General features: G+C 66.2%; 30 protein-coding genes and 1 riboswitch. Of the genes, 13 read left to right on the plus strand and 17 right to left on the minus strand.

Features of this window, described 5'->3' with window-relative positions; genetic code table 11:
- Window positions 1-251 precede the first annotated feature (251 nt).
- Together OG474_RS19770 and OG474_RS19775 are read right to left on the minus strand one after the other, a co-directional pair.
- Window positions 252-1,094 carry a C40 family peptidase gene (locus tag OG474_RS19770; protein WP_405063807.1) on the minus strand — a complete coding sequence of 281 codons (843 nt, stop codon included), beginning with the start codon at window positions 1,092-1,094 and terminating at the stop codon, window positions 252-254.
- Window positions 1,094-1,284, minus strand: a riboswitch (cyclic di-AMP (ydaO/yuaA leader). Its footprint overlaps the gene before it by 1 nt.
- A gap of 270 nt (window positions 1,285-1,554) precedes the next feature.
- The gene (locus OG474_RS19775; RefSeq protein WP_405063808.1) at window positions 1,555-2,517 is read right to left on the minus strand and encodes a pyridoxal-phosphate dependent enzyme; all 963 of its coding nucleotides are present in this window, start codon (window positions 2,515-2,517) and stop codon (window positions 1,555-1,557) included.
- A gap of 94 nt (window positions 2,518-2,611) precedes the next feature.
- On the opposite strand from OG474_RS19775, the gene OG474_RS19780 reads away from it, so the two are divergent.
- Window positions 2,612-2,974 carry a YciI family protein gene (locus tag OG474_RS19780; RefSeq protein ID WP_405063809.1) on the plus strand — a complete coding sequence of 121 codons (363 nt, stop codon included), beginning with the start codon at window positions 2,612-2,614 and terminating at the stop codon, window positions 2,972-2,974.
- Window positions 2,975-3,046: 72 nt separating this feature from the next.
- Here the strand turns inward: OG474_RS19780 and OG474_RS19785 are convergent, their stop codons facing one another.
- From OG474_RS19785 to OG474_RS19795, 3 genes are read right to left on the minus strand one after another with little or no spacing between them, the layout of a single operon-like run.
- A complete protein-coding gene (locus tag OG474_RS19785) occupies window positions 3,047-3,232 on the minus strand; it encodes a YegP family protein (RefSeq protein WP_132171270.1) in 186 nt (61 codons plus the stop codon).
- A gap of 55 nt (window positions 3,233-3,287) precedes the next feature.
- Window positions 3,288-3,881: a GNAT family N-acetyltransferase gene (locus OG474_RS19790; RefSeq protein ID WP_405063810.1), complete on the minus strand. Its 594-nt coding sequence runs from the start codon at window positions 3,879-3,881 to the stop codon at window positions 3,288-3,290.
- A 5-nt stretch (window positions 3,882-3,886) separates the two neighbouring features.
- A complete protein-coding gene (locus OG474_RS19795; RefSeq protein WP_405063811.1) occupies window positions 3,887-4,555 on the minus strand; it encodes a TetR/AcrR family transcriptional regulator in 669 nt (222 codons plus the stop codon).
- Between the two features lie 83 nt (window positions 4,556-4,638).
- Between OG474_RS19795 and OG474_RS19800 the strand changes: the two genes are divergently transcribed.
- Window positions 4,639-6,063 (plus strand): DHA2 family efflux MFS transporter permease subunit, encoded by a 1,425-nt coding sequence (locus OG474_RS19800; RefSeq protein ID WP_405063812.1) that lies wholly within the window; start codon window positions 4,639-4,641, stop codon window positions 6,061-6,063.
- Window positions 6,064-6,123: 60 nt separating this feature from the next.
- Window positions 6,124-6,759, plus strand: a complete 636-nt coding sequence (locus tag OG474_RS19805) for a tyrosine-protein phosphatase (RefSeq protein ID WP_405063813.1) — start codon at window positions 6,124-6,126, stop codon at window positions 6,757-6,759.
- Here OG474_RS19805 and OG474_RS19810 read toward each other — a convergent pair.
- The gene (locus tag OG474_RS19810; RefSeq protein ID WP_405063814.1) at window positions 6,710-7,180 is read right to left on the minus strand and encodes an NUDIX hydrolase; all 471 of its coding nucleotides are present in this window, start codon (window positions 7,178-7,180) and stop codon (window positions 6,710-6,712) included. The two genes, OG474_RS19805 and OG474_RS19810, sit on opposite strands and share 50 nt — an antisense overlap.
- 135 nt (window positions 7,181-7,315) lie before the next feature.
- Here OG474_RS19810 and OG474_RS19815 point away from each other — a divergent pair, with 135 nt between their 5' ends.
- The gene (locus OG474_RS19815; protein ID WP_405063815.1) at window positions 7,316-7,798 is read left to right on the plus strand and encodes a hypothetical protein; all 483 of its coding nucleotides are present in this window, start codon (window positions 7,316-7,318) and stop codon (window positions 7,796-7,798) included.
- On the opposite strand, the gene OG474_RS19820 is transcribed toward OG474_RS19815, so the two are convergent.
- The gene (locus OG474_RS19820; RefSeq protein WP_405063816.1) at window positions 7,767-8,252 is read right to left on the minus strand and encodes an SAM-dependent methyltransferase; all 486 of its coding nucleotides are present in this window, start codon (window positions 8,250-8,252) and stop codon (window positions 7,767-7,769) included. The genes OG474_RS19815 and OG474_RS19820 overlap by 32 nt on opposite strands.
- Before the next feature lie 495 nt (window positions 8,253-8,747).
- On the opposite strand from OG474_RS19820, the gene OG474_RS19825 reads away from it, so the two are divergent.
- Both OG474_RS19825 and OG474_RS19830 read left to right on the plus strand, forming a co-directional pair.
- The gene (locus tag OG474_RS19825) at window positions 8,748-9,782 is read left to right on the plus strand and encodes an amidohydrolase family protein (RefSeq protein ID WP_405063817.1); all 1,035 of its coding nucleotides are present in this window, start codon (window positions 8,748-8,750) and stop codon (window positions 9,780-9,782) included.
- A 332-nt stretch (window positions 9,783-10,114) separates the two neighbouring features.
- A complete protein-coding gene (locus OG474_RS19830) occupies window positions 10,115-11,053 on the plus strand; it encodes a LysR family transcriptional regulator (protein WP_405063818.1) in 939 nt (312 codons plus the stop codon).
- Here the strand turns inward: OG474_RS19830 and OG474_RS19835 are convergent.
- Window positions 10,982-11,713 (minus strand): SDR family NAD(P)-dependent oxidoreductase, encoded by a 732-nt coding sequence (locus OG474_RS19835; protein WP_405063819.1) that lies wholly within the window; start codon window positions 11,711-11,713, stop codon window positions 10,982-10,984. The two genes, OG474_RS19830 and OG474_RS19835, sit on opposite strands and share 72 nt — an antisense overlap.
- A gap of 11 nt (window positions 11,714-11,724) precedes the next feature.
- Window positions 11,725-12,468: an oxidoreductase gene (locus OG474_RS19840; RefSeq protein WP_405063820.1), complete on the minus strand. Its 744-nt coding sequence runs from the start codon at window positions 12,466-12,468 to the stop codon at window positions 11,725-11,727.
- 171 nt (window positions 12,469-12,639) lie between these two features.
- On the opposite strand from OG474_RS19840, the gene OG474_RS19845 reads away from it, so the two are divergent.
- Window positions 12,640-12,999: a hypothetical protein gene (locus OG474_RS19845; RefSeq protein ID WP_405063821.1), complete on the plus strand. Its 360-nt coding sequence runs from the start codon at window positions 12,640-12,642 to the stop codon at window positions 12,997-12,999.
- Between the two features lie 76 nt (window positions 13,000-13,075).
- Window positions 13,076-13,741, plus strand: a complete 666-nt coding sequence (locus OG474_RS19850) for a Type 1 glutamine amidotransferase-like domain-containing protein (RefSeq protein ID WP_405063822.1) — start codon at window positions 13,076-13,078, stop codon at window positions 13,739-13,741.
- A gap of 28 nt (window positions 13,742-13,769) precedes the next feature.
- On the opposite strand, the gene OG474_RS19855 is transcribed toward OG474_RS19850, so the two are convergent.
- From OG474_RS19855 to OG474_RS19880, 6 genes are all read right to left on the minus strand, one after another.
- Complete coding sequence (locus tag OG474_RS19855) at window positions 13,770-14,123, minus strand: hypothetical protein (RefSeq protein ID WP_405063823.1); 354 nt, start codon at window positions 14,121-14,123, stop codon at window positions 13,770-13,772.
- A 132-nt stretch (window positions 14,124-14,255) separates the two neighbouring features.
- Window positions 14,256-15,065, minus strand: coding sequence for an LLM class flavin-dependent oxidoreductase (locus tag OG474_RS19860; RefSeq protein ID WP_405063824.1), 810 nt, complete (start codon window positions 15,063-15,065; stop codon window positions 14,256-14,258).
- Window positions 15,066-15,100: 35 nt separating this feature from the next.
- The gene (locus OG474_RS19865; RefSeq protein ID WP_405063825.1) at window positions 15,101-15,931 is read right to left on the minus strand and encodes a phosphotransferase family protein; all 831 of its coding nucleotides are present in this window, start codon (window positions 15,929-15,931) and stop codon (window positions 15,101-15,103) included.
- Window positions 15,932-15,954: 23 nt separating this feature from the next.
- The gene (locus OG474_RS19870; protein WP_405063826.1) at window positions 15,955-16,536 is read right to left on the minus strand and encodes a dihydrofolate reductase family protein; all 582 of its coding nucleotides are present in this window, start codon (window positions 16,534-16,536) and stop codon (window positions 15,955-15,957) included.
- Window positions 16,537-16,633: 97 nt separating this feature from the next.
- Entirely contained in the window at window positions 16,634-17,263 is a 630-nt protein-coding gene (locus OG474_RS19875; protein ID WP_405063827.1) for a nucleotidyltransferase domain-containing protein, read from the minus strand.
- Window positions 17,238-18,080, minus strand: a complete 843-nt coding sequence (locus tag OG474_RS19880; RefSeq protein WP_405063828.1) for an MBL fold metallo-hydrolase — start codon at window positions 18,078-18,080, stop codon at window positions 17,238-17,240. The genes OG474_RS19875 and OG474_RS19880 overlap by 26 nt, the downstream gene beginning before the upstream one ends.
- A gap of 847 nt (window positions 18,081-18,927) precedes the next feature.
- Between OG474_RS19880 and OG474_RS19885 the strand changes: the two genes are divergently transcribed.
- Window positions 18,928-19,161: an HAD family hydrolase gene (locus OG474_RS19885; protein ID WP_405063829.1), complete on the plus strand. Its 234-nt coding sequence runs from the start codon at window positions 18,928-18,930 to the stop codon at window positions 19,159-19,161.
- Between the two features lie 47 nt (window positions 19,162-19,208).
- Here the strand turns inward: OG474_RS19885 and OG474_RS19890 are convergent, their stop codons facing one another.
- A complete protein-coding gene (locus OG474_RS19890; RefSeq protein WP_405063830.1) occupies window positions 19,209-19,586 on the minus strand; it encodes a winged helix-turn-helix transcriptional regulator in 378 nt (125 codons plus the stop codon).
- Window positions 19,587-19,650: 64 nt separating this feature from the next.
- Here OG474_RS19890 and OG474_RS19895 point away from each other — a divergent pair, with 64 nt between their 5' ends.
- Genes OG474_RS19895 through OG474_RS19905 form a run of 3 tightly spaced genes read left to right on the plus strand, consistent with a single transcriptional unit; the run spans window position 19,651 to window position 21,690 of the window.
- Window positions 19,651-20,574, plus strand: coding sequence for a TIGR03619 family F420-dependent LLM class oxidoreductase (locus tag OG474_RS19895; protein ID WP_405063831.1), 924 nt, complete (start codon window positions 19,651-19,653; stop codon window positions 20,572-20,574).
- A 1-nt stretch (window position 20,575) separates the two neighbouring features.
- Window positions 20,576-21,313: an SDR family NAD(P)-dependent oxidoreductase gene (locus OG474_RS19900; RefSeq protein WP_405063832.1), complete on the plus strand. Its 738-nt coding sequence runs from the start codon at window positions 20,576-20,578 to the stop codon at window positions 21,311-21,313.
- A gap of 29 nt (window positions 21,314-21,342) precedes the next feature.
- Window positions 21,343-21,690: a DoxX family protein gene (locus OG474_RS19905; protein ID WP_405063833.1), complete on the plus strand. Its 348-nt coding sequence runs from the start codon at window positions 21,343-21,345 to the stop codon at window positions 21,688-21,690.
- 25 nt (window positions 21,691-21,715) lie between these two features.
- On the opposite strand, the gene OG474_RS19910 is transcribed toward OG474_RS19905, so the two are convergent.
- On the minus strand, window positions 21,716-21,877 hold the full coding sequence (locus OG474_RS19910) for a hypothetical protein (protein WP_405063834.1): 162 nt from the start codon (window positions 21,875-21,877) through the stop codon (window positions 21,716-21,718).
- A gap of 81 nt (window positions 21,878-21,958) precedes the next feature.
- Here OG474_RS19910 and OG474_RS19915 point away from each other — a divergent pair, with 81 nt between their 5' ends.
- Window positions 21,959-23,137: a multiprotein-bridging factor 1 family protein gene (locus OG474_RS19915; RefSeq protein ID WP_405063835.1), complete on the plus strand. Its 1,179-nt coding sequence runs from the start codon at window positions 21,959-21,961 to the stop codon at window positions 23,135-23,137.
- Window positions 23,138-23,150 lie beyond the last annotated feature (13 nt).

Here is a 23,150-nt window from a genome sequence, read left to right on the forward strand (position 1 = left end):
GAGGGGTGGGGGGGGCGACGATCCCGCGGCCGGTCTCGGTCAGCGCGTCCGGGGGGACGGACGGCTGACGGGGAAAGACCTCAAGTGCCTCGTCAAGGAGCGTTCGGCACCTTTAGCGGCGCCCCAGACGCCCCCTGGCGGCGTTGTCGTCGTCGCGAGATGCTCCGCATCGCGCTCCTCCTCCGCCTTGCCAGAGAACGACTGGACCACCGCTAAAGGCACCAACGCTCCTCGACGAGACACCTATCAGGTCAGACGCGGCCGAAGGCCACGCTCTTGGTCCAGATCTTGCCCTTCTGGATCGGCGTCCCCGGCTTCGAGGAGTGCCACAGCAGACCCTTACCGGCGTAGATGCCGACGTGGTAGACGCTGCTGCCGTTCTTGAAGAAGATCAGGTCGCCCGGCTTGGCGGCCTTGGCGCTGATGTGCGTGGTCGCGGCGTACTGCTGACGCGACGTACGCGGCATCTTCTTGCCGGCCTTCTTGTACACGTAGCCGGTGTAGCCGGAGCAGTCGAAGCCACGGGTCGTCGTGCCGCCGTAGCGGTACGGCGTGCCCTTGAGCTTCGCGGCTTCCTTGAGGACCTTCTCCCGGAAGAGCTGCGCCTTGACGCCGCCCTTGTTGCCGAACAGCACCTTGTGGCTGGCGGCCCAGGTGAGGCGACCCCAGGTCGCGTGGTCGGTGGTGCCGGTGGCCTTGATGCCCCAGGAAGCCTGGAACTTCTTCAGTTGCGCGACGGTGGTCTTGCCGTAGTAACCGTCCTGGGCCACGCGGAGGGTCTTCTGGGCCCACTTCACGGTCGGACCGGAGTCACCCAGACGCAGCAGCGGGCGGCTCTTGATCGTCGCCTTGCCACGAGCCAGCGCGGCATTCTGCGCCGGGGTGTGAGCAATCTTGGCCGACGCGGTGGTCGGTGCGGCAGCGATGCTGACCAGGGCGCCACCGCTGACGGCGAGCCCCACGGACAGTACGGCGGCCGCGGCCCGCGGAGCTGCGGACCGGGAAGGCTTGCGGTGCTTGGCAGTCCGAATGGCGGCGGACTCGGTATGGCTGACGGCGCGCGAAAGCGACGTCCGTCGGGCAGTGACGGGCATGGTTGTCTCCCGACGCCTACGGAGTTAGCTGTCGGGTTCGGGCTGGAAAACTTGCCCGGTCCGCTCCCGCGGACTTCACCCCAGGGTTCCGACCACTCACAGTCGAAACCCAATCTCCTGGGTCCCCCACCTCTGCCATGGTTGTTCGAGGGGAGCGCAGATGCCTGGCAGAGCTCGGCGTGACATCCGTGCAGTTCGTGTTATTTACCGAACCGCCGACGACTGTATAACAGAATGATCACGGCGCAAACCCTCAGATCGACAGGGACCCTCCCAAAAGGCCCTGAGAGCCTCTCTGACGGGTCAGGGAGTCAGGGTGAACATCTGGTGTCCTGAGCGCGTCTGAGCGTGCCGGAGACGCCAAATGAGGGCTTTTGTGTGAGCTGGGTCACAGTCGACGGTGGCTCTCTGTGACAACGGGCACAGTGCGTACTCAGGTCCGCCTCAGTTCCTTGCGGATTCAGGCTTTGTTGAGCAAGTCGAGGAAGCGCTCCAGACCGATGTTCCCGCCGCTCAGCACCACTCCGACGCGCTCGGGCAGCCCCTGGATCCGTCCGGCCAGCAATGCGGCCAGCGCGCTGGCGCCGCTCGGCTCGAGGACGATCTTGAGTCGTTCGAACGCAAACGTCATCGCCGCGAGGATCTCCTCGTCGGTGACCAGCTGGAAGGACTCGACCAACTGCTGGTTGATCGCGAAGGTCAGCTCGCCCGGCGTCGAGATCGCCTGGCCGTCCGCGATCGTCCGCGGTACGTCGATCTCCACCCGCTCCCCGGCCACCAGCGACCGGGCGTGGTCGTCGCCTGCGGCCGGCTCGACGCCGATCATCCGGATCCCCGGCGACAGCATGGTGGCCGCGGTCGCGCAGCCGGCCATCAGCCCGCCGCCGCCGACCGGAACCAGCAGTGCGCCGAGGTGGCCGACCTCCTTGATCAGCTCCAGCGCGACCGTCCCCTGCCCGGCCATCACGTCGTAGTGGTCGTACGGCGGGATCAGCGTCATCCCGCGGTCGGCGACCAGCTCCATCGCCAGCGCGGCCCGGTCCTGCGTATAGCGGTCGTAGCTGATGATCTCGGCGCCGTACCCCTTGGTCGCCGCGACCTTCGTCGGCGGTGCGTCGGCCGGCATCAGGTTGGTCGCCTTGGTGCCCGCGAGCCGGGCGGCCAGAGCTACCGCCTGGGCGTGGTTGCCCGAGGAGTACGCCACCACGCCGCGCTCGAGCTCGTCCGGAGAGAGCCGGCTGATCGCGTTGTACGCGCCGCGGAACTTGAACGCCCCGATCCGCTGGAAGTTCTCTGCCTTCAGGAAGACCTCCGCCCCGACCAACTCGTCCAGGGTCCGGGAGGTGAGGACCGGCGTACGGTGTGCGACGCCTGCGATCCGGTCGGCGGCGGCCTGGACATCTGTGAGACTCAGATCAGCCATGGGGTGACGCTATCGCGATGTCAATGTGGTGCGATCGGCTCCGTACTCATCATCGAGAGGGCCCGGCCGGGGTCCGCAGCTGAAGGAGACACCCGTGAAGTACCTACTGGTCCTGAACATCAACCCCGACGTGCTGTCCGCGCTGTCCGAGACCGAGCAGCAGGCCATCTTCTCCGGGCACGAGAAGTTCATGGCCGCGATCCAGGAGTCCGGCGAGTTCCACAGCACGGCCGCGCTGGCCGAGCCGGCCAAGACCTCGGTCGTGAAGGTCCGCGACGGCGTACCGGCGGTGACGGACGGGCCGTTCCTGGAGGCCAAGGAGTTCCTGGCCGGCTACTACCTGATCGACGTCGCCTCGCTGGAGCGCGCGCAGGAGCTGGCCGCGCTGATCCCGGACGCCGCGATCGAGGGGCTCGGGGTCGAGGTCCGGCCGATCATCCACGAGGTCGGTCTCTGAGCGTCGAGCTCTCAAAAGAGTCAGGGGGTTTCTCCACAGCCTGTGGAGAAACCCCCTTGTTCTGTTGCCGTCTCAGTCGGTCTGGTCGTCGAGGTTCGCGTCGGCCGCGTTCTTCTTGATCGACTCGATCCCGTTCAGCGCGGCGGCCTTGGTGCCGTAGCTCTCGCTGCTGGTCGCGATCACCTCGCCGTTGCCGGCCTTCAGCCGGAAACGGAACTCGCCGGACTTGTCCTTGTAGAGCTCGAACTTCCCCGCCATCGGTATACCTCCACCTGGATTGGTATCACTCACTCCGTTGGCGAGCGTAGCGCCGTCAGCCCGCCGGTACCTCCCGCACCACGCCGGGCGGTCCGTCCCAGCCGGGCCACGGACCAGGCGCCGTACCGTCGGCGTCCGGCCGTTCTTCTTCCAGAGTCTTGTACGGCGTGAGTCCGCGCGCTCGGTAGTTCGCCAGCGCGGCAGGCCCGTCCAGGGTGTTGGTGTGGACCCAGACGCGGGTGATCGGGGCGATGCCTTCGTGGCGCTCGTTCAGCGTCCAGGCCTGGCGCAGTCCGGTCGTCAGCAGGTGCCCGCCGATACCGCGCCCGATGAAGCCGCGGAGCAGGCCGAAGTTCTCGATCTCGACCTCACTGCCCGATCCGAGCAGAGTGACGTACCCGGCGGGGACTCCGCCGACCCACGGCACATACGTTTCGAAACCAGGTCTGCTCAGCCACTCCACCCACTGGTCCCAGTTCCAGCCGAGCTTGCCGAACCAGTGCCAGTGGCCGCCGATCGCGGTGTAGAAGTAGCGGGCGAACTCCGGCGCGACCTCCTCGACCGCTCTGATCTCTACTGGCTGCTCTTTCGCCGGTAGAAGCTCGTCCGGGCTGTGCTGTTCCAGATAGGTCACAACGCTGAGGGCCAAACCCGCTACTCCTTGTTCTGTACGCCGCAGATGCCGGCAACGACCAGCTCGATCCCCAGGTCGTAGTACCGCTTGCTGGAGTTGTGGCAGACCAGTGTGTCGGCTGCGGCGGTGACCAGGGGGTACTTCCGAGGCGGTAGCGCGGACAGCGCGGCACGCTTCATCCGCAACGAATCCTCGCGCTGGACCGGGTCACTGGTCTCGCGAGTCAGGGGGTCCGTGGTCACCAGAGTGATCAGCGAGCAGATCGACTGCCGGCCGATCTCCGCCGCATCGTCGACCTTGAACCCGCCCTGGGTGAGCAGCTCCATGGTGCGCTCGGCGATCCGCAGGCCGTCCTCGGAAATCAGCATCCGGAAGAGCGTCAGGTCAGCCAGGCGCGGGTGCGTGCGCAGCGCGGCGACGAACGCCGTCAGTAGCGCCTGCAGCTGCTGGTCCCAGGGCTCGTCGGTCGGCTCGGGGAGCACGACGCTCGCGAGCAGGCGGTCGCCCAGGGCGGCCAGCAGGTCGTCCTTGTCCTTGAAGTGCCGGTACAGCGCCATCGGCGTCACGCCGTGCAGCTGCGCCAGCCGCCGCAGCGTGACGGCCGCGGGACCTTCCTCGTCGGCGATCGCCAGCGCACTGTCGATGACCTTCTGCGGATCCAGGCGGCGGGGCGTCTCCTTGGTGATCACGTTGACAAGTTTACACCGTAGACCTAACGTCTACTAAGTACGCATACAGCGTATACATACGGCGTAGACTTAGTGAGGTCGGAATGCGACGCAGTCCCTGGGCCACCCTGGCGGTGCTGGCCCTCGCCCAATTCATCGTGGTGCTCGACGTGACGATCGTGAACGTCGCACTGCCCCACATCCAGGCGGACCTGAACTTCTCCACCGACTCCCTGCAGTGGGTGATCAACGCCTACACGCTGCTCTTCGGCGGCTTCCTGCTCCTCGGCGGCCGGACGGCCGACCTGCTCGGCCCGCGCCGGGTGTTCGTCGGCGGCCTGCTCCTCTTCGGCGTCACCTCGCTGGTGGCCGGCCTCTCCAACTCACCCGAGTTCCTGATCGGAGCACGCGCCGTACAGGGTCTTGGTGGTGCGTTGCTGTCACCTGCTGCGCTGGCGATTCTGACGATGACCTTCGCGCACGGTCGCGAGCGCAACATCGCCATGGGCGTCTGGGGCGGTCTGGCGGGTCTCGGTGGCACGCTCGGTGTGGTCGCGGGCGGCGTACTGGTCGATTCACTCAGCTGGCAGTGGGTCTTCTTCGTCAACGTGCCGATCGTGCTCGCACTGGTCGCGCTGATCCCGGTGTTCGTCCCTGACGTCCGTCACCACGTGGGTGCACGTACTTTCGACACTTTGGGCGCAGTGCTCGGTACGGCGGGCCTCATGGCCATCGTGTACGGCGTGGTGCGGTCGGAACCGCGTGGCTGGGGTTCTGGCGAGGTCATCGGCGTACTGGCTGCCGGAGTGGTACTGATGGTCGCGTTCGTTCTGGTGGAGCGGCGGTCCGCAGCTCCGCTCGTGCCGATGCGGCTCTTCCGGTCCCGGGCGCTGAGCGTGTCCGGTGCGGCGCTGTCGCTGAACGGTGCTGCGTTTCTCTCCATGTTCTTCCTGACTGCTATCTACCTGCAGCAGGTCCGTGGGGACAGTGCGCTTGAGGCGGGCTTGCACTTCCTGCCGATGGGCGGTGCGGCGATCGTCGCCGCCGTACTGGCGTCCCAGCTCGTGCAGCGAGTCGGTACTCGGACTGTCCAGCTTGGTGGAGCCGTTCTGAGCGTCGGTGCGCTGCTCTGGCTCTCGCAGGCCGACGCGACTGGCAGCTACACGACCCAGCTGCTCCCGGGCCTGATTCTCTTCGGTTTCGGCATCCTGGGAGTCGGAGTACCCGGTCAGATCAGCGCTGTCTCTGAGGTTCGGCCTGCTGAGGCAGGTGCCGCGTCCGGTGTTGTGAGCGCGATGTATCAGGTCGGTGGGGCGCTGGGACTGGCCATCGTCACCACTCTGTCGATCAGCCACACCACATCTGAGCTAGTGCATGGCGCTACTCAGCAGCACGCACTTGAGGCGGGCTTCGAGCGCGGTCTGCTCGTGGCCGCGCTCTTCTCGGTGGCCAACGTGGTTCTGACCTTGGCTAGCCCGCAACTCCAACCCACCTCCGAACAGCTCGTGGAAGCGACTGCGGCTGCCTGACTGGAGTGTCAACGCCCCGGTGCCTCGTGCACCGGGGCGTTTTCGTTGATGATCGACTCCATGCCGACGCCTCTGACCTGGCCGAACTGCCGCAACGTCCGAGACCTGGGCGGTCTGATCCGGAGCGACAACCTGGACCAACTGGTTCCTGAAGGTCTCGCCGCCTTCGAGGCTGCCGGGGTGGCCCGCATCGTCGACCTCCGGGACGTCTGGGAGTGCGAGACGTTCCCATCGCCCTTCGGGGCCGACCCGCGCTGGTTCAACGTTCCTTTGAACGACCCTGCCGACCCCGCGATCGATGACGACGATCTGCTCGTGCAGTACCTCGCCCTGATCGACAACTACCCGCACCGCTTCGTCAGGGCCCTGACCGCCATCGCCGAAGCACCACCAGGCCCAGTCGTCGTCGCCTGCCACGCCGGCCGCGACCGCACCGGCCTGGTCATCGCGCTCACCCTCGCAGCCATCGGCGTACCGGCTGAGGACATCGTCACGGACTACGCGACCGCCACAGCGCAGTTCCCAGCCTCGGCCGCCACCATGCGCTCGCTGTTGGCGCATGTGGACGCGAAGTACGGCAGTCCGCTCGACTACCTGCAGGCAGCCGGTCTGTCACCAGATGCCCTTGCTGCCTTGAAGAATCGGCTCAATGCCGAATCAGCCCACCAACCACCACCGGCGGCAGATGCCCACTAGCCGGCCGCTGCGTCGCCAACCCGACCCCGACATCAACCACCGCCGATCGATCCAGACCGGCGATCTCCCCAATCGGCGTCCAAACAGCCTCAGCCGTCTCCCCGTTGGCCTCCGGCCGCACCACCCCACCAGTAACCCGCACCCCGTAGAACACCCCCACGTTCTGATGCACCACGCCCAACCTGGCCTCACTCGCCGGAATCACCCGCGAGTCCACCCCCAGCAACTCCTCCACCACCCCCGTCAACCCGGTCTCCTCGCCAAGCTCCCTCAACACCGCATCAAACGGGTCCTCCCCGTGCTCCACCTTCCCGCCCGGCAAAGTCCACCAACTCCCAGCCCCCACCGGCGAAACATACCGAGCCAGCAACACTCGCCCATCCCGAACACAAACCCCATAAGCCGCCAACCGAAAACTCATCCCCGGAACCTACCCCGGGTGGATCTGCGCCACTGTCCAACCTCCCGCGCGACCACTCCCGCAGCTGACGCTGAGCCTGAACTCCCCAGGCCGCGCCAAGTTGGTCAGTGCCAGCGGTCCGCTACCGTGCCCCTCGTGCCCCGCCCGCTGCTGTTTCTCGATGTCGACGGACCGCTCATCCCCTTCGGTGCCTCACGGCCGTACCCGGCCTATCCGCCGTACGACGACACGAACCCGCTGCTCGACCGCGTCGATCCAGCGCACGGCCCGCGGCTCGTGGGCCTCGGCTGCGACCTGGTCTGGGCAACCACCTGGATGAACGACGCCAACGACTGCATCGCCCCACGGCTCGGCCTCCCCGCCCTCCCGGTAGTCGACTGGCCCGACCCCACCGGAGACGAGCCCCTCGGCATCCACTGGAAGACCCCGACCCTCGTAGCCCACGCCGCCGCCCGCCCCTTCCTCTGGCTGGACGACGAACTCACCGACGCCGATCGAATCTGGGTCGACTCCCACCACCCAGGTCACGCGCTACTCCACCGCGTCGACCCAGCACAGGGTCTCGCCGAGTCCGACTACAAGACCATCAGCGACTGGCTGGGGCGTAGTAGTTGGTGAGCATCTCGGTTGGCCAGCTGGGTTGGCGCACCGCCCCGCGAGGCGCGAACTCGTTGAACCACGGCTTGATGTCGACCACCGGCGTACCGTCGATCGCGTCCAGATCCTCCACATGCAGATCCAGCCCGTCGACCCGCACGAGCCGGCACCTCGACACGGCCAGCCAGTTCAGCCGCCGCATGTTCCGATGCGCAAAAACACCCAGCTCCGGCCAGCGCGCGTCGTTCCGCGGCCGCCGTACCCCCGAGGGCAGATCCGTCTTGTCCATCAGGTGAAAGTGAAACACCACCTCAAGATGCGAAAACTCCTCAAGCCCGTACGTCGCATCCGCCCCGAACAACGTCTCGTCGATCCGAATGATCGCCGCCGTCCCACCCCAATAATCATCCGTAGGCTCAACCCGCCCACCCACAACCCGCGCAATCGCCTGCACCTCAATCAACGGTCCACTCATCACAACCCCTTATCCGTAAGGCACTCCCGCACAACAACGACAGTAGGCGAGTCTGCGATCACCTCCTGATCAGCTCGCCGTACCCCACCCCACCCCCGCGATGATCGGTGGATACCCAAAGACGCCGCATCCACCCAAAGGTGGGCCAACCCACCCTTGTGCGCGAACGCCGTCTTTGGCCGCGAACTGCATCTTTGGGAACCCACCAACCATCCCGCGCCCCGAAAAACGGTCGGTGGCCTCCCAAAGTCCCCCCAGATGCCCAAAGACCCGCCGACCCACCTTTGGGCGCGCGCGGCGTCTTTGGGCGGGTACGGCGTCTTTGGGTCGCCACCGACCATCGGGGGTCCGGGAAAGTGGTTGGTGGGTTCTCAAAGTGGGGCTCGGAGGATCGGGGGAGGCCAACGGCTTCGGGGCGGCCCGAACTACTGGCAGCCGAATCGAGCGGCTGTGATCCGACCGGGGCGTGAACCTGTCGCGGAGGAGGATGCCGGTATGACGCGTTGGGTATTCGACGGGGTTGGGTTGCCGAGTGGTGAGCGGGTGCGGGTTGAGGTGGGGAGTGGTGCGGCCGAGCCGTTGCCGGGGCGGTTCGTGCTGCCGGGATTGGTCGATTCGCACTGTCATTTGACGGTCGGGCTCCAGGACCATACGCCGGTGGCGCTCGACGAAGGGGCCGCCCGGGCGATGCTCGACGAGCTCGGGCAGGCGGGGGTTCGCGCCGTACGGGATGTTGGTGGGGATCGGTCGATCACGCTCAAGCTGGCGGCTCATCCGGAGGACGGGCGGCCGCTTGTTCTTGCGGCGGGCCGGTTCTTCGCGCCGGAAGCGTCGTACTTCAACGGCATCTACGAGCCCGTACCCGCCGACCAGCTCGTGGCCGCGGTCGAGGCCGAGCTCGATGCTGGCGCGACGTGGATCAAGCTCGTCGCCGACTTCCCACCGGTCGGTCCGGACGGCCCGATCCCCGGCAGCGCGATGACGCCGAACTACGAACCTGACGCCGTCGCGCAACTCATCGCAACGGCTCACGCTCGCGGTGCTCGGGTCGCAGCGCACCTCCAGACTGCTTTGGTCAGCGAACTCGTCCAAGCCGGCGTCGACTCCGTCGAACACGGTGAAGTCATCACCGCCAAAGACCTCGAAGTACTCGGCGCGCGCGGCGGCGGCTGGACGCCAACACTGTCCGCCTACGGCCCGCCCGACCCCAACGCCACCCCGCAGCAGGCCGAACGCCGCCGCGCCCGGACCGAACACATCGCCGAGATGCTGCCGCTGGCCCGCCAGTACGGCGTTCACGTGCTGGCCGGCTCCGACATGGTCGGCACGGTCGCCGGTGAGGTCGACCAGCTCGTCAAGCACGGCCTGACCGTCACCCAGGCCCTCGAAGCAGCCAGCACGTCGGCCGCCGACTTCCTGGGCCTCACCACCACCGACAACCTGGTCACGTACGACGCCGACCCCCGCGAGCACCCCGCCGTACTGGCAACTCCCACCGCCGTAGTCCTACGCGGCCACCGCATCCGCTAAGCCGTCCTAACGACAGGAGGTAGTCGTCTACGTACACCGCGCCGCCCGCGTAAACCCCTACGTCCGAAGCCCGTCGCAGACCTATATGTCCTGTCGTTAGAGCACGAGCAAGCGACGGTATGGTCGGGGCCGTGGATGATCGTGGCCCGGTCTGGCGCCTGCGGCGCGGAGACGGCGTCCGCGTCCCGAGTTCCTCCTCCACATCGACGGCCAAGCCGCCTGGTGGCGCTGGAGCGACGAACCCTTCGACGCCTGACCGCCCGCGCCCAGGCCGTTGGCTCGTGATGTAACACTGGTGATTACATCGTTACGCCTAGCCGGGAAGGATGCCGATGAGTCTGCGCCAGTACGAGTACGCCTTGGCTGTTGCTGAGGAGGGTTCGGTGACGGCGGCGGCTGAGCGGTTGCATGTCGCGCAGCCGTCGATGTCGCAGCAGATCCGTGGGCTCGAGCGTGAGCTGGGCGTCAAACTCTTCGCCCGTACGCCGTCCGGCCTGGTACCGACCGTCGTCGGGCGCGCGTTCCTGCGAGAGGCGCAGGTCGCGGTGAACGCGTCGCGGCGGGCGCAGGCGACCGCCCGGGCCGGTGCCGACGAGCTCGTGGGTGAGCTGGTGGTCGCCGTACAGCTGGGCTTTGGGACCAGGCAGCTGCCGGGTGCACTAAGTGCGCTGCGCCGCCGCTTCCCGCGGCTGGAGGTCACCGTCTTCGAGGAGCAGAGCTCGGCTGAGCTGGAGCGGCTGTGCAGCCGGGGCGTGCTCGACCTGGCCCTGATGGCGGCGTGCCACCGGAGTCCGTCAGACGCCCACCAGCTCGGCGAGGAGGAGTTCGTCGTGGTCCTGGGCCCCGAGCACGAGCTGCTCGCCGAGGACCGAGTCGAGCTCCGCGACCTGAAGGCCGAACCCTGGCTGCGATTCGACCGCGACAGCGCGCTGGACGGCGTACTACTGAGTGTCCTGCGCGCCCAGGACCTGTCGCCGACCACCGCCGCCCGCGTCTCCCAGACGTCGACCGCCGTGCGCTGGGCCGCGCACGGTTTGGGCGTGACGCTCGTTCCGGCCTCAGCGGTACCCGACGGTCACGAGCACCTCGTGCGACCGGTCTCCCCGGTCGTGACCCAGCCGGTCATCGCCGTACTGCGTCAGGACGCCGGCCCCGCCGAGACGGCCCTGCTCGAACTCCTGCGTGCGGAGACCTGGCCGCTAAAAGACGTTGCCTCCAGCATCGACATGCAGCGTGGCCCCGTTGATGTAGCTGGCGCGCGGCGAAGCTAGGAAGACGATCGCCTCGGCAATCTCCGAGGGCTGTGCCGTTCGGATCAGCCCCAGTTGCTTGGCAAAGCCCTCGTTGCCGTCCGGGCCCAACTCGGCCAGCACGCCCTCGGTCCGGGTCGGACCGGGCGCAACACTGTTGACCCGTACGCCGCCGTCCGCGAACTCCACCGCCCACGTCCGGGTCAGCGCATCAAGCGCGGCCTTGGAAGCGCTGTACGCCGATGTGCTGGCAAACGCCTTGTGTGCAGCCAATGTGGTGACGTTGACGATGCTGCCGGCCTTCTTCGCGAGCATGTTCGGCACGAGAGCCGCGACCAGGAAATAGGCACCGCGTACGTTGGTGTCGAAGATCCGTTGATAGTCCGCGACGCTCTGCTCGACAGTGAGTGCTGTCGGGAAGGCGCCCGCGTTGTTGACGAGGATGTCGACCGCCCCAGTTTCCCGAGCCAGCTCAGCGACCGACTCCAAGTCGGCCAGGTCGCCGGCGACGAATCGGACCGCCCCATCCTCCTGCGCCGAGCGTGCAGCATCCTCACCACGCCGTACATCCCGCCCACTGATAACAACCTCGGCACCACTGCGGGCCAGCAAACGAGCAGTCGCTAGCCCGATCCCCGAAGTCCCGCCGGTGACCAATGCGGTTCTACCCTGCAATTCCACGGTGATCTCCTTCAACGCCTCGGGTATTCGCCGCCGTCGACGACAAGATTGCTGCCGGTCACCCAGCCCGCTCGCTCGGACGCCAGGAACAGCACCGCATTCGCAAGGTCGTCAGGCCGGCCGTCCCGCCCCAATGGCGGCACCGCACCGGCGTCATCCGATGAGCCGGCGATCTGCGCCCACAGCACCCGGGTTGCCTCGCCGCCCGGTGTCGCGACCCGACCCGGCGTCACGGTGTTGACCCGCACGCCGTACGGCGCCAACTCCAGCGACAGCCCGCGGCTGTAACTCTCCAACGCCGCCTTCGCCGCGACGTAATGCAGAAACGGCCCGACCGGGGTAAACACAGCCGCCGACGAAACATGCACGATCGCACCGGATCGCCGTTCCCGCATCCCTGGCGCCAGCAACGAATCCAGTCGCACGGACGCCAGGTAATTCAAATCCAACGCGTCCTGCCACTCTTCATCAGGAATAGCCGCGCTATCCACAAACGGCCGCGCACCGCCCGCATTGTGAACCACAATGTCCGCCCCACCGAACGTCTCCGCCACAGCCGCCGCAACCACCTCGGCCCCCGCTCGGCTCCGTACGTCAGCTGCCACAACCGTCACACCCTCAGGTGTCGCAGTCTCCGCTGACCGAGCAGTCACCAGCACCTGCGCTCCGCCCGCGGCCAACTGCCGTGCGACAGCAGCCCCAATTCCCCGGGTGCCACCCGTGACAACAGCCCGCTTCCCCGCAAATTCCTGCATTTCCAGCCCTTCGTCTCCGTTGACCTTCTATTTCACGGTAAGCCGCGAAAAGAAGGCAGGCAAAGACGAAATAACAGCAGCCCCTATAGAAGATCCCTATATCGTGGTCGGAGTGAACGACGCCCCCGTGACGATCACCCTCACCCACGACTCCTGAGAGATGATGCCTGCGTGGATCTCAACGGGAGCAGTGAACGCGAGTTCTGGGCCGAGGTGTCCCGGCGTCCCGGACTGTTCGTTTCGCGCCCGTCGTTCACGAGCCTGACGGCGTACCTGAATGGGTATGACGCTCACGCCTACAGGCACGGCGGCTCGGAGCTCGACGGCTGGTACGACTGGCTCGTGGCCCGCAGGGGACGCGAATGCAATCACGCGTGGAACGGTGTGGTCCGCCACATCGCACTTCCCGAAGGGTGGGAAGTCTGGGAGCTCACTCCGGACCAAGATCGCCGTGTCATGGAGGTCTTCTTCGAGCTGCTCGACGAGTTCTTGGCCGAACAAGAGCAGAGCCGACCTGACCGACGTCCGTAGATTTGCTAGCCAAACTGTCGGATCTGGTCCGTAGCGTTCGTGGAACAGGTATGACCGAGACGAAGGGCCAGGTGTTGTGAAGCTCTTACTTACCTCCGGCGGCATCACGAACGGGAGTATCCGCGATGCGCTCGTCGACCTGCTGGGCAAACCGATCTCCGAGTCCCATGCGCTGGTCGTCCCGACGGCGATGTGGGGGCACCCGAAGTGCGGGCCAACCTTCGTGCGTGGCTCCGTCACCGGTGAGCCCCCGTGGAACATGCCCAGCCAGGGCTGGGCATCCGTCGGCGTTCTGGAGCTCACCGCCCTGCCCAGCATCGGCCAGGACCGCTGGGAGCCGTGGGTCCGAGAGGCCGACGTACTGCTGGTCGACGGCGGCGACGCCACCTACCTGTACCACTGGATGCGCGAGTCGGGCCTGGCAGACCTGATCCCCTCCCTGCCCGACACCGTCTGGGTAGGAGTGAGCGCCGGCAGCATGGTCCTGACTCCGCGCATAGGCAAGGACTTCGTCAACTGGCCATCCGCCCCCGACGACCGGACCCTGGGTCTCGTCGACTTCTCGATCTACCCCCACCTCGACCACGAACACATGCCCAACAACACCCTCGCCAACGCAACCACCTGGGCCGCCGACCTGGAAACCCCCGCCTACGCCATAGACGACCAAACCGCCATCAAAGTAGTCGACGGCAAGCCCGCCCTAATCTCCGAAGGCCACTGGAAATCCTTCCCCGCCTAGCCGCGCGCGGAGGAGGCGCACCTCGCTCTCAGAGAGCGCTGAACAGGCCGGTCTCACTGTCGGAGTCGAAGGCCCGGACATTGAGCCGCCTGAGCAACTGCGCGACGAACTCGTCGGCCGCGGTCTGATCACCGCCACGGATATGCAGGACGACGCCACCGAGCTGCGGCTCGTCGGGCACGTTGATCTCGATCTGCGCGCCCGGAAGGACAACCTGTCCCCACGTCGGTGCCGTGAAGTCCGCGGAGGGGACAAGCGCGCGAACGGTCGCCACAACCTCAGCCCGGCCGAACGGCAACGGCGACGGCCTCCACGCGTCAGGGATCTCCGCAACGCTGCGAATCCCCGGCGGGATGTCCTGAACAAAGATGTCGCGGCTCACACCACTGATGATGCCAAGCGCGGTTGGTCAGAAAAAGCTCTGGGAGCGCGAGAGGTCAGTGCCCAGTCGTCTTCGGCCTCCGCACGGGCAAGGTACTCAGCCTTCGTGATCATCCGCCGATGATGCCAGCCCTCAGGTCGAGGACAGTTGTGGTGGGCCTTGGCGGAGGATTGCTTCTGCTTCGGGGCGGGGGCCGGGGGCGATCCAGCGGCCGCACCAGGTGGCGCCGGCTTCGGCGTAGGCGGCTGGGTCTCCGTCGCCTAGGCGGACCTTGATGTCCAGTGGGGTTTGGCGTTCGGCTTGGAGGGAGCGGATGTCTTCGGGGACCAGCTTCTGGGGTGCGGTGGTGGGGCCTTTGTAGGCGGTGGATCCGTCCCAGCGGAGGATGCGGCGGCGGACCGACGGGACCAGCAGGTTGCCGCCGACCCAGATCGGGATCCGCGGGTGCTGGACGGGGCGGGCGGTGAGTTGAGCGCCGTCTAGTTGGTAGTGCTTGCCGTGGTGATGGACAGGTTCGCCGGTCCACAGGGCCGTGATGACTTCCAGCGACTCGTCGAGCATCTCGGCGAGCACCCGCGGGTCGCTGGGCTCACCGACGCCGGCCAGGAACGGGTCGCCGGGATCGCCGATTCCGACGCCGAGGATGAGGCGACCGTTCGACAAGTGGTCCAGCGCGACCGCTTCGGCCGCGAGCTTCCACGGACGACGCCGGGGAACGGGTGTCACCGTCGTACCGAGTGTGATTCTCGACGTCACCGAAGCCATCGCGGCCAGACAGATCCACGGATCGTACGTCGGCTCCGAGGTATCGCCCTGATAAGCCAGGTAGTCCTCGAGGAACACCCCGTCCCACCCGCAGTCCTCGGCCATCCGCGCAAGCTCAGCCAGCCCACGCGGATCGCGCCCCGGCCCTACCGCCCCGAACGTCACAGAGAATCGCATGAACCGAAGCTAACAACCCCCACCGACAGAAAACGTCAGCTCAGGTCGTGCACCCAGTTGTCGAGGCGTTCCACCTCGATCGCCGATCCGAACATGGCCGCCCTGCCTGGCGGCGGCAGGAATCCGACCGCATCCATCACCAACCAGTACTTCTCAACCGTGCGACCGGTCAGCGCGGCGTACCGTTCTAGGAATGCGTGGGCGGGCTCAGGTCCGAAGGCCAGCGCCAGATTCGTCGCCGCATGCCCGGCGTCGAGCCAGGCAGGACCGGTCGAGGTCTCAACCCAGTCCACCACTCCGGTGATCTCGCCCGCACTCCACAGCAGATTCCGGTGGCTGTAATCCCGGTGCAGGAATATCGGCTCGTACGGCGGTGGATCAGCCGCGAGCAGATCGAATCCGCGCCGCCAGGAACCTGGATACTTCGTCCAGTCGGGCGTGATCCGCTTCTCTTCCCACGCCCACGATTGGTACGTGCGAAAGGGCTCCGCAGGCTTGACCTCGTGGATGGCTGCCAAGAGCGTCGCCATCGCGGTCAGGTCGATCTCAGCCGCAGGGCCGCCCGGCAGGCGTGACATCAGATGGGCGGCAACTCCTGTACGCCGTCCCTCCCCGTCCAGCCCCAAAGTCGTGGGGGCCGGTACCGCCGTGGCTTCCAGCACTTCCAGGGCGGTCGCTTCGCGACGGGTGAGGTCCAACCCGTGTTTTCGCCAGGGCTCGTTGGTCATCAGCCGAAGAACCGACTGCCGTCCGGCCGCATCTGTCAGCGCGAGCATGGTCGAGGTCAGACCTCCTGAGAGCTCGCCGACGTCGGTGATCCGAGCACCTAGAACGTCCTCTGCCCATCCCAGTGCTTCGCCATGCATGCACTCGACTTTAGTAGTTGGGCTCAGGCGTGCAGCGTCGGTCGGTAGATGAGTTCCTGGGTGTGGCCGTCGAAGGTACGGGTCTCGATGAGCTCGAGGTCGAAGTCAGCCGCACCGCCGAAGATCGGTTCCACGCCACTCCGTCCGGCGATCACCGGGAAGACCGTCACCTGGACCTGGTCGACCAGGCCGGCGGCCATCAGTGCACGGTTCAGCGACAGGCTCCCGTGCGAACGCAGCGGTACGTCGGACTCCTCCTTCAGGCGGGTGATCAGCTCGACGGCATCGCCACTCACGACCGTCGCATCCGGCCAGTCGAACGGTCCTTCCAGCGTTGACGACACCACCGTGGTCGGCAGCCTCCGCATCCGTACGTTCTCCCGATCGAGCGCCTCGTCCGGCACCTTGCTCACGCCGACCATCTCCGCCATCAGCCGGAACGTGTTGGCCCCGAACACCATCCGCTGCGCCTCGCCGTACAAGGCGAACCGCCGATCCAGGAACTCCGGCCCGTGCTTACCCCAGTACGGTCCCCAGTCGGCATCGTCGTACGACGCGAACCCGTCGAGGCTGGAGTAGACATCGAAGGTGTAGGTCGCGCTCATCATGCTCTCCTCGCAACTTCGGCAACCCGGACAGGCAGCCACTCACTACTGCATCGAACAAGCCATGCCCGATTCGACACCCTCGGCCAGAATTCCTTCAGTGGTCAGCAACGAGAACGCTGATCCACGGATGCCCGTCGCCCCTGGTCTGCGCAAGCGCATGTGCCAGCCAGTTCCGTGCCGCAGCGCTCAGGAGAGGTACGGCGGCCTCGAAATCCGACTGATCTTTCGGCCGAGTCTGCAGACCCTTGAACAGCAGAACCAGCTCCGGGCACAGATACGGGATCCCGTCCGCCGTGCGGGCGACCGCGTCGGCGTACGGGCGATGGATGTTGCGATCGAGTGAGCAGATCCAGTTCGTGCCGTCATCGGGGATGCGCATGACGTCGACGCGCCACCTGCCGGTCGACGGGTCGCGCGCCATCGTCTGCTGGTACTCGAAGAACGCGGCACCCGCGCCGTCGACAGGCCAGAAGCCCTCCCGGCCCGCAACGAAGAATTCGTACGCCGACAGTCGCTCCCGAATCAGGTCGAAGTCCCACATCGGCGTGGCGATCTCCAGATCCTCGTGTTCACGGGTCTGGTGGCCGTGGAACAGATCCAAAGCCCAGCCGCCGACCACGCACCATCGCGCCGGCGTCCCCGCAAGGAGACCGGCGATCGTCTGTGGGTGCCATGCGTCCCAACTCTCGGGACCCCAATCAAGCCTGACCGGTTCTGTCAGCACGCGGCAATCGTAAGGCCCGCTGATCGGCGAGCTGCCGGACTTGCCCGGTGTGGATGTCGCGCACCCATTCCCAGTCCTGCGGGGGATGGGTGAGGCGCGGGTCCTCCGGAGAACGACCGTCACGCAGGGTATCCACGTACGCGCGGTCCTGTTCGATCCGCGTGCGTACCTGATCAGCTCCGCCGACTGACCCATGACCCGGTACGACGGCATCGACCTCGTCCGCGACGTTCTCCAGCAACTGCAGCCCAATGAGGTAGTCCTCGATCGGGTCGGCGTCGAAGTCGAGCATCGGGACGAACACGTCCGAAAGCATGTCCCCGGCAACGAGGACCCGGCTCTCCTCGATCACCAGCGCCGCATGACCCTTGGCATGCGCCGGATGCTCGATGATCCGGATCGCAGGACCGTCCCAAGGAATCTGCGTGGTGCCCGCCGACAGACCGGTGATGAGGCCGAACAGCTCCAGCGGTGTCTCGTCAGCGATTTCCGGCGGTAGCCCCTCGCCCACGTGGGTCTTCCAGTCCGGGTTCGACCGCAGTTCTCGCATGGCGGCCGCGCATTCGGCTGTGCCGTAGCGGGGCGCTGCACCGAGTTCGGCGTGCCAGAGCACGTGATCCCAATCAGGATGCGTCGCGAAGCCAGCCACCACCGGCTGGCCCAACGCGCGAAGGTCGGTCGCGAGACAAACCATCTCGCCCTCCGTCAAGCCAGGGTCGACAAGCAACACACCGGCCCGACCTTGTACGACGACAGCGTTGTTCCGGAGCAGCTCGCTCTGATGGACCAGTACGCCGTTCGCGACTCGCCTCAGCATGGTTCCTCCGTCCGACAGGCTGGCACCCGGACACGATCATGGCAACAACGACGTTATCCGGATATGAGGATCGGACTGATACCAGACACCGAAGGACCGCACGAGCGCCAACCGCAGCCTCAGCTGGGATTCACAGCCACTCGCCAGACGCGATCGTCTTCCCATGCGACAGCCCGTTCTCGCCAGACCCATCCCGCTGTAGCCGCACGAGACCAAGATCTGCGGAGTCCTACTGCCAAATAGCGGCAGTAGATCACCGCAAACCGCCGCCAACCAAGCCCTCCGACGCGAACGCAGCGTCCGGTACGCCGTTGCCGGGGCGCGCGCCTCCGCGCGGGATGATGAGGGGATGGATCTCATCGGTATGGATGAGCGCGACCGCCGGTTCTACGACCTGTGACCGTCCACTTGCTAGCCGCCCTCCTGCGTCGCAGCCCCGTCATCCTGCTCGACTTCGACGGGCCCGTGTGTTCGCTTTTCGCCGGGTACGCCGCATCGCAGATCGCCGGCGAACTACGCGCGCTCGTCGTAGACCAGTTCGGCTCGCTCCCCGCCGTACTGGACGCTGTGTCGAGCCCCCACACCTCCTGTCCAAATCGGCCGGCATCTCACGCGACCTGGCCGCATACATCGAGGAAGCCCTCCAGCTCGCCGAAGTGAAGGCCGCCGAGAGCGCCACTCCAACCCCGGGAGCAGACGAGTTCCTAGCCGCCTGCCACACAGCCGGACGTCAACTCGCAATCGTCAGCAACAACACAGCTGCCGCGATACAGGCCTACCTCGCCCGATCCGGCCTCGCCGACTACGCCCAAACATCGAAGCCCGAGACCCATCAGACCCAGCACTCATGAAGCCGAACCCCCACCTGATCAACCGAGCTGCCCAAGCCCTCGGAGTATCACCGAAAGCCTGCACACTCATCGGCGACCAGATCACCGACATCCAAGCCGCCCAAGCCAGCGGAGCCGCCAGCATCGGCTACGCCAACAAACCCGGAAAGCCCAACGCCCTAAGGGCCGCCGGAGCCGACCTCATCATCCGCCACATCTCCGAACTGACCGAAGCAATCCGCACCCACTGACTAGCTAGCCGTGGACCTAGGGCAGCTGCGCCTCATAAGCCGCCCGGTCAGGCGCTGCGGGAGAGGTGCCGCGATCCCCAGCCGAGGAGAGGTTGGAGCGCGGTGATCAGCTCTTCGCCGCGGACCGAGGGACGGTAGAGGATCTGGACCGGAGTCGTGGGGATCACCTCCCGCTCGAGTAAGCCGAGCGACTCCAGCTCTCTGAGCCGTTGGGAGAGGAGCCGGTCCGAGATGCCGACGACCAGCCGCCGGTATTCGCTGAACCGGCGGGCGCCGCGTGTACAGGCCAGCAGAACTGCGCCGGTCCAGCGCCGGCCGACGATGCTCAGGATCTTCTGCATGGCCTCGCAGTCGCTCGCGTTCGCGTCGTGATCGGCGAGCTGGGCGGCCATGACAGCGGAGGGGTCTGACGATGACGAAGGCACTTACAAATAGTAAGTAGCTAATCTATGGATTGGCAACCTTCGCCGGGGCCGCGAGTCTCGTGACATGACGTCACTTCGCGAAGGAACCCGGATGCAAGTCGGCTTCACACTCCCGCAGGCCGGCGCGGTCGCGTGGCAGGCACCGCAGATCGCGCGGTACGCCGGTACGGCCGAGCAGCTGGGAGCAGACAGCCTGTGGGTCATCGACCGCCTGCTCGCGCCGGTCCAGCCAGAGGTCGGTTACAACGGCAGCGACACGTTCCCCGTGCAGTTCCAGTCGGTACTCGACCCGTTCGCTCTGCTGGCGGTAGCCGCGAGCGCAACTGAACGGGCGACCATCGGAACCAACATCCTGAATACGCCCTGGTACTCACCTGCGTTGCTCGCCCGCATGCTGACCACGCTCGATCAACTCAGCGGAGGGCGTTTGATTCCGGGGCTCGGCGTCGGTTGGTCGCCAGACGAATTCCGTGCGGTGGGTGTGCCGATGCGCGAACGCGGCGAGCGGCTCGACGAGATCCTCGACGTACTGGAACGGTTCTGGACCGCCGACCCGGTTGAGCACCATGGAAAGCACTGGCAGATCGACGCCACGCATTCCGCGCTCAAGCCGGTCCGCAAACCCCCGATCTATCTCGCCGGGTTCGCGCCTGCCGCGATGCGGCGAGTGGCCACCCGCGCGGACGGCTGGTTACCGGCTATCGCCCCGCCGGTCCTTACCGACCTGGATACAGCGGTGAACAAACCGATGGCCACGATCAGACAGCTCGCATCCGAGGCTGGTCGCGATCCGGGCGAGCTGGACATGATCCTGCGGATCTACCCCGTCGTACGCAGCGTGACCGTCGTGACCGACGTGGCGGACACGATCAAGCGGGTGGCTGAGACCACCGACGTACGGCATGTGCTGGTCGATCTGCTGTACCAGGCCGACGAGATCGATCAATTGTTGGAGCTGGTCTCCGGCGTTCTCACCGCGGTCCGTTGAGATGGCGGTACTTCGTGGCCGTACGGCTGTCATCACCGGAGGCAGTGAAGGAATCGGCGAGGCCATCGCCGACCGGTTCACCGCCGAGGGTGCCACGGTCTACGTGACCGGCCGGGATCAATCCAAGCTCGACCGGATCAGCCGTCGCCTGAAGGTCATCGCGATCCGTGCGGACGTCTCCGTGATCGAGGAGAACGAGCACATCTACGACACCGTCCGCGCACGCGGGGACCGCATCGATGTGCTGGTCGCCAACGCGGGCATCGCAGGCTTGGCCAACCTCGACCAAGCGGGCGAGGACTTCTTCGATCGCATCTCCGACACCAACTTCAAGGGCCTCTATTTCACCGTGCAGCGAGCGCTGCCGTTACTCAACGACGGTGCGTCCATCGTGTTGTTGTCCTCCATGGCGCATCGAGGCGGCGTGGCCGGCCTGTCGGTGTACGCCGCCACCAAGGCAGCGGTGCGGTCACTGGCGCGAAGCCTGGCGGCGGAGCTTGCCGCTCGCAACATTCGGGTCAACTCGCTGAGTCCTGGTCACACCGAGACCGCCGCCTTCGTCCGCGCCGGCGGCGACAACCTCGACGCGTTCCGAAGCGCATTGGCCGCGGAAGTCCCGCTCGGCCGCGTCGCCTCCCCGGCCGAGGTCGCCGGAGCCGCTCTGTTCCTCGCATCCCACGACAGCAGCTACATCACCGGCATCGACCTGCCCGTCGACGGCGGCATCACCCAACTCTGACATCACCCGGTTCAGAAAAGAGCACAACGATGTACGCCGTACTCCCGATCGTGTCTGTCCTCCTGGCCCTCACCTTGCTGCTGTCGGCCGGTGGAAAGCTCGCTGGCCAGGAAAGCCAACTGGCCACCCTGCGCCGGGTGGGCTTCCCGCCCAATCTGGCATGGCTGCTCGCGACCACCGAGGTCGCAGGAGCGCTCGGCCTACTAGTCGGTCTGATCTGGCCACCGCTAGGCGTCCTAGCCGGCCTCGGCATCATCCTGTACTTCCTCGGTGCCATCGCCTCCCACCTCCGGATCCGCGACTGGCACATCGCACCCCCCACGGTCCTGCTAGCCATAGCCGCCGGAACCCTCGCCCTGCGCTACATCACAAAGTGAGGCCCCGCCTCGCCGGTCTCGTAGGTTATTCCTCGTCCAGCCACTCCGCGCCGTCGGCGGTTCGGTGGTAGCCCTTGTGGTTTCCGAGGATGCACGGCATGCCTGTGTTCGGGTGGAGGCCGTCGCAGAGTCCGGTGCCTGACCGGTCGACCCCGTCTCGTCCGTGCCCCGTACGTGTGCCGTTCATGGGGTCAGCTTGTCGGTAACCGGGCGTGGGATCACTGGTTCCCGCGTATCCCTCAGGTTCAGGATGCAGGGATACAAAGGCATGAGTGACACTGGAGGGGTGACCTTCGGAGATCGGCTGAGGGAGTATCGCGAATACAGGGGTTGGTCTTTGGCCGACCTCAACAAGGCGACGCACTACAGCCGGTCGTACCTGTCGAATCTGGAGAACGGCAGAAAGGTCCCCACCGAGGATGTGGCGCAGGCCTGTGACGAGGCGCTGCGGGCAAAGGGCGAGTTGATCTCGGCCGCCAGGGGAGACAAGGTCTCCAAGCTCGATCGGACGCCATGGCAGACGGCTGAACTCATCCAGCGGATGCAAGCCAGCGACACAACGGCAAGCACTCTCGAGAGCCTGCAGTCAACGGTTGAGGAGTTGTGCTGCCAGTACAACCACCGCGACGCGCTTGAGCTGCGCCAGGAGGCCCATGGCTGGCTCCATCATGTCGCGGGCCTCCTAGATCGGCCAGTCGGTCTGAAGGCACATGCGGACCTGCTCGTGGCCGGCGGATGGCTTGCTCTGCTGGCTGGTTGTGTCGAGTACGACCTTGGGATGCGAACCGCGGCGGAGTCCACGCGCAGGGCGGCCATGCAACTCGGTCTCGAGGCCGGTCATCCTGAGATTATCGGCTGGGGACACGAGATGACTGCGTGGTTTGCACTGACACAAGGTCGGTACCGCCAGGCCGTCGACGCTTCGGTGCGAGGGCAGGCCGCGGCGCCGCGAGGCACTGTGCACGTCCAACTCATAGCCCAGGAGGCCAAGGCCAAAGCGCGCCTTGGTGACTCGGGACTACAAACAGTGCTTGACCGCGGCAAAGAGGTTCTTGATCACCTGCCGTACCCCGATCGGCCGGACAATCACTTCAAGGTGGATCCCGCCAAGTGGGACTACTACGCGATGGATGTTCACCGAATCGCCGGAGACGACGAGCTGGCCACGAGGTACGCGCATGGCGTGATCAACGACAACATCACCCCGGACGGCATCGAACTCAGCCCAATGCGAATCGCCGAGTGCCGCCTCACCCTCGGCGTCGTCGCGGGCCGCGAAGGCGACCTTGAGCAGGCTGTAGCGCTGGGTACGTCCGGGCTCAAGGAAGGCCGTCAGAGCAAGCCACCCCTGCAGATGATCGCCGCGGAACTGGACCAGGAGCTACGCCACCGCTTCCCCGGCGAGACCCTGGTAGTCGAGTTCGAAGAGACCCTCCGCACCCTCTGAGCTATCGAACCGT

The organism is Kribbella sp. NBC_01505, assembly GCF_045040285.1.
Lineage (GTDB): Bacteria > Actinomycetota > Actinomycetes > Propionibacteriales > Kribbellaceae > Kribbella.

Excerpts from the sequence above, each read along its gene's own strand:
- OG474_RS19880 (WP_405063828.1), bottom strand. The coding sequence starts at position 18,080 with ATGCTGAGGCGAGTCGCGAACGGCGTACTGGTCCATCAGAGCGAGCTG.
- OG474_RS19895 (WP_405063831.1), top strand. The coding sequence starts at position 19,651 with ATGACGTCACTTCGCGAAGGAACCCGGATGCAAGTCGGCTTCACACTC.
- OG474_RS19800 (WP_405063812.1), top strand. The coding sequence starts at position 4,639 with ATGCGACGCAGTCCCTGGGCCACCCTGGCGGTGCTGGCCCTCGCCCAA.
- OG474_RS19900 (WP_405063832.1), top strand. The coding sequence starts at position 20,576 with ATGGCGGTACTTCGTGGCCGTACGGCTGTCATCACCGGAGGCAGTGAA.
- OG474_RS19870 (WP_405063826.1), bottom strand. The coding sequence starts at position 16,536 with ATGAGCGCGACCTACACCTTCGATGTCTACTCCAGCCTCGACGGGTTC.
- OG474_RS19805 (WP_405063813.1), top strand. The coding sequence starts at position 6,124 with ATGCCGACGCCTCTGACCTGGCCGAACTGCCGCAACGTCCGAGACCTG.
- OG474_RS19830 (WP_405063818.1), top strand. The coding sequence starts at position 10,115 with ATGAGTCTGCGCCAGTACGAGTACGCCTTGGCTGTTGCTGAGGAGGGT.
- OG474_RS19885 (WP_405063829.1), top strand. The coding sequence starts at position 18,928 with ATGAAGCCGAACCCCCACCTGATCAACCGAGCTGCCCAAGCCCTCGGA.
- OG474_RS19775 (WP_405063808.1), bottom strand. The coding sequence starts at position 2,517 with ATGGCTGATCTGAGTCTCACAGATGTCCAGGCCGCCGCCGACCGGATC.
- OG474_RS19785 (WP_132171270.1), bottom strand. The coding sequence starts at position 3,232 with ATGGCGGGGAAGTTCGAGCTCTACAAGGACAAGTCCGGCGAGTTCCGT.
- OG474_RS19770 (WP_405063807.1), bottom strand. The coding sequence starts at position 1,094 with ATGCCCGTCACTGCCCGACGGACGTCGCTTTCGCGCGCCGTCAGCCAT.
- OG474_RS19865 (WP_405063825.1), bottom strand. The coding sequence starts at position 15,931 with ATGCATGGCGAAGCACTGGGATGGGCAGAGGACGTTCTAGGTGCTCGG.
- OG474_RS19910 (WP_405063834.1), bottom strand. The coding sequence starts at position 21,877 with ATGAACGGCACACGTACGGGGCACGGACGAGACGGGGTCGACCGGTCA.
- OG474_RS19810 (WP_405063814.1), bottom strand. The coding sequence starts at position 7,180 with ATGAGTTTTCGGTTGGCGGCTTATGGGGTTTGTGTTCGGGATGGGCGA.
- OG474_RS19840 (WP_405063820.1), bottom strand. The coding sequence starts at position 12,468 with ATGCAGGAATTTGCGGGGAAGCGGGCTGTTGTCACGGGTGGCACCCGG.
- OG474_RS19860 (WP_405063824.1), bottom strand. The coding sequence starts at position 15,065 with ATGCGATTCTCTGTGACGTTCGGGGCGGTAGGGCCGGGGCGCGATCCG.
- OG474_RS19905 (WP_405063833.1), top strand. The coding sequence starts at position 21,343 with ATGTACGCCGTACTCCCGATCGTGTCTGTCCTCCTGGCCCTCACCTTG.
- OG474_RS19915 (WP_405063835.1), top strand. The coding sequence starts at position 21,959 with ATGAGTGACACTGGAGGGGTGACCTTCGGAGATCGGCTGAGGGAGTAT.
- OG474_RS19825 (WP_405063817.1), top strand. The coding sequence starts at position 8,748 with ATGACGCGTTGGGTATTCGACGGGGTTGGGTTGCCGAGTGGTGAGCGG.
- OG474_RS19820 (WP_405063816.1), bottom strand. The coding sequence starts at position 8,252 with ATGAGTGGACCGTTGATTGAGGTGCAGGCGATTGCGCGGGTTGTGGGT.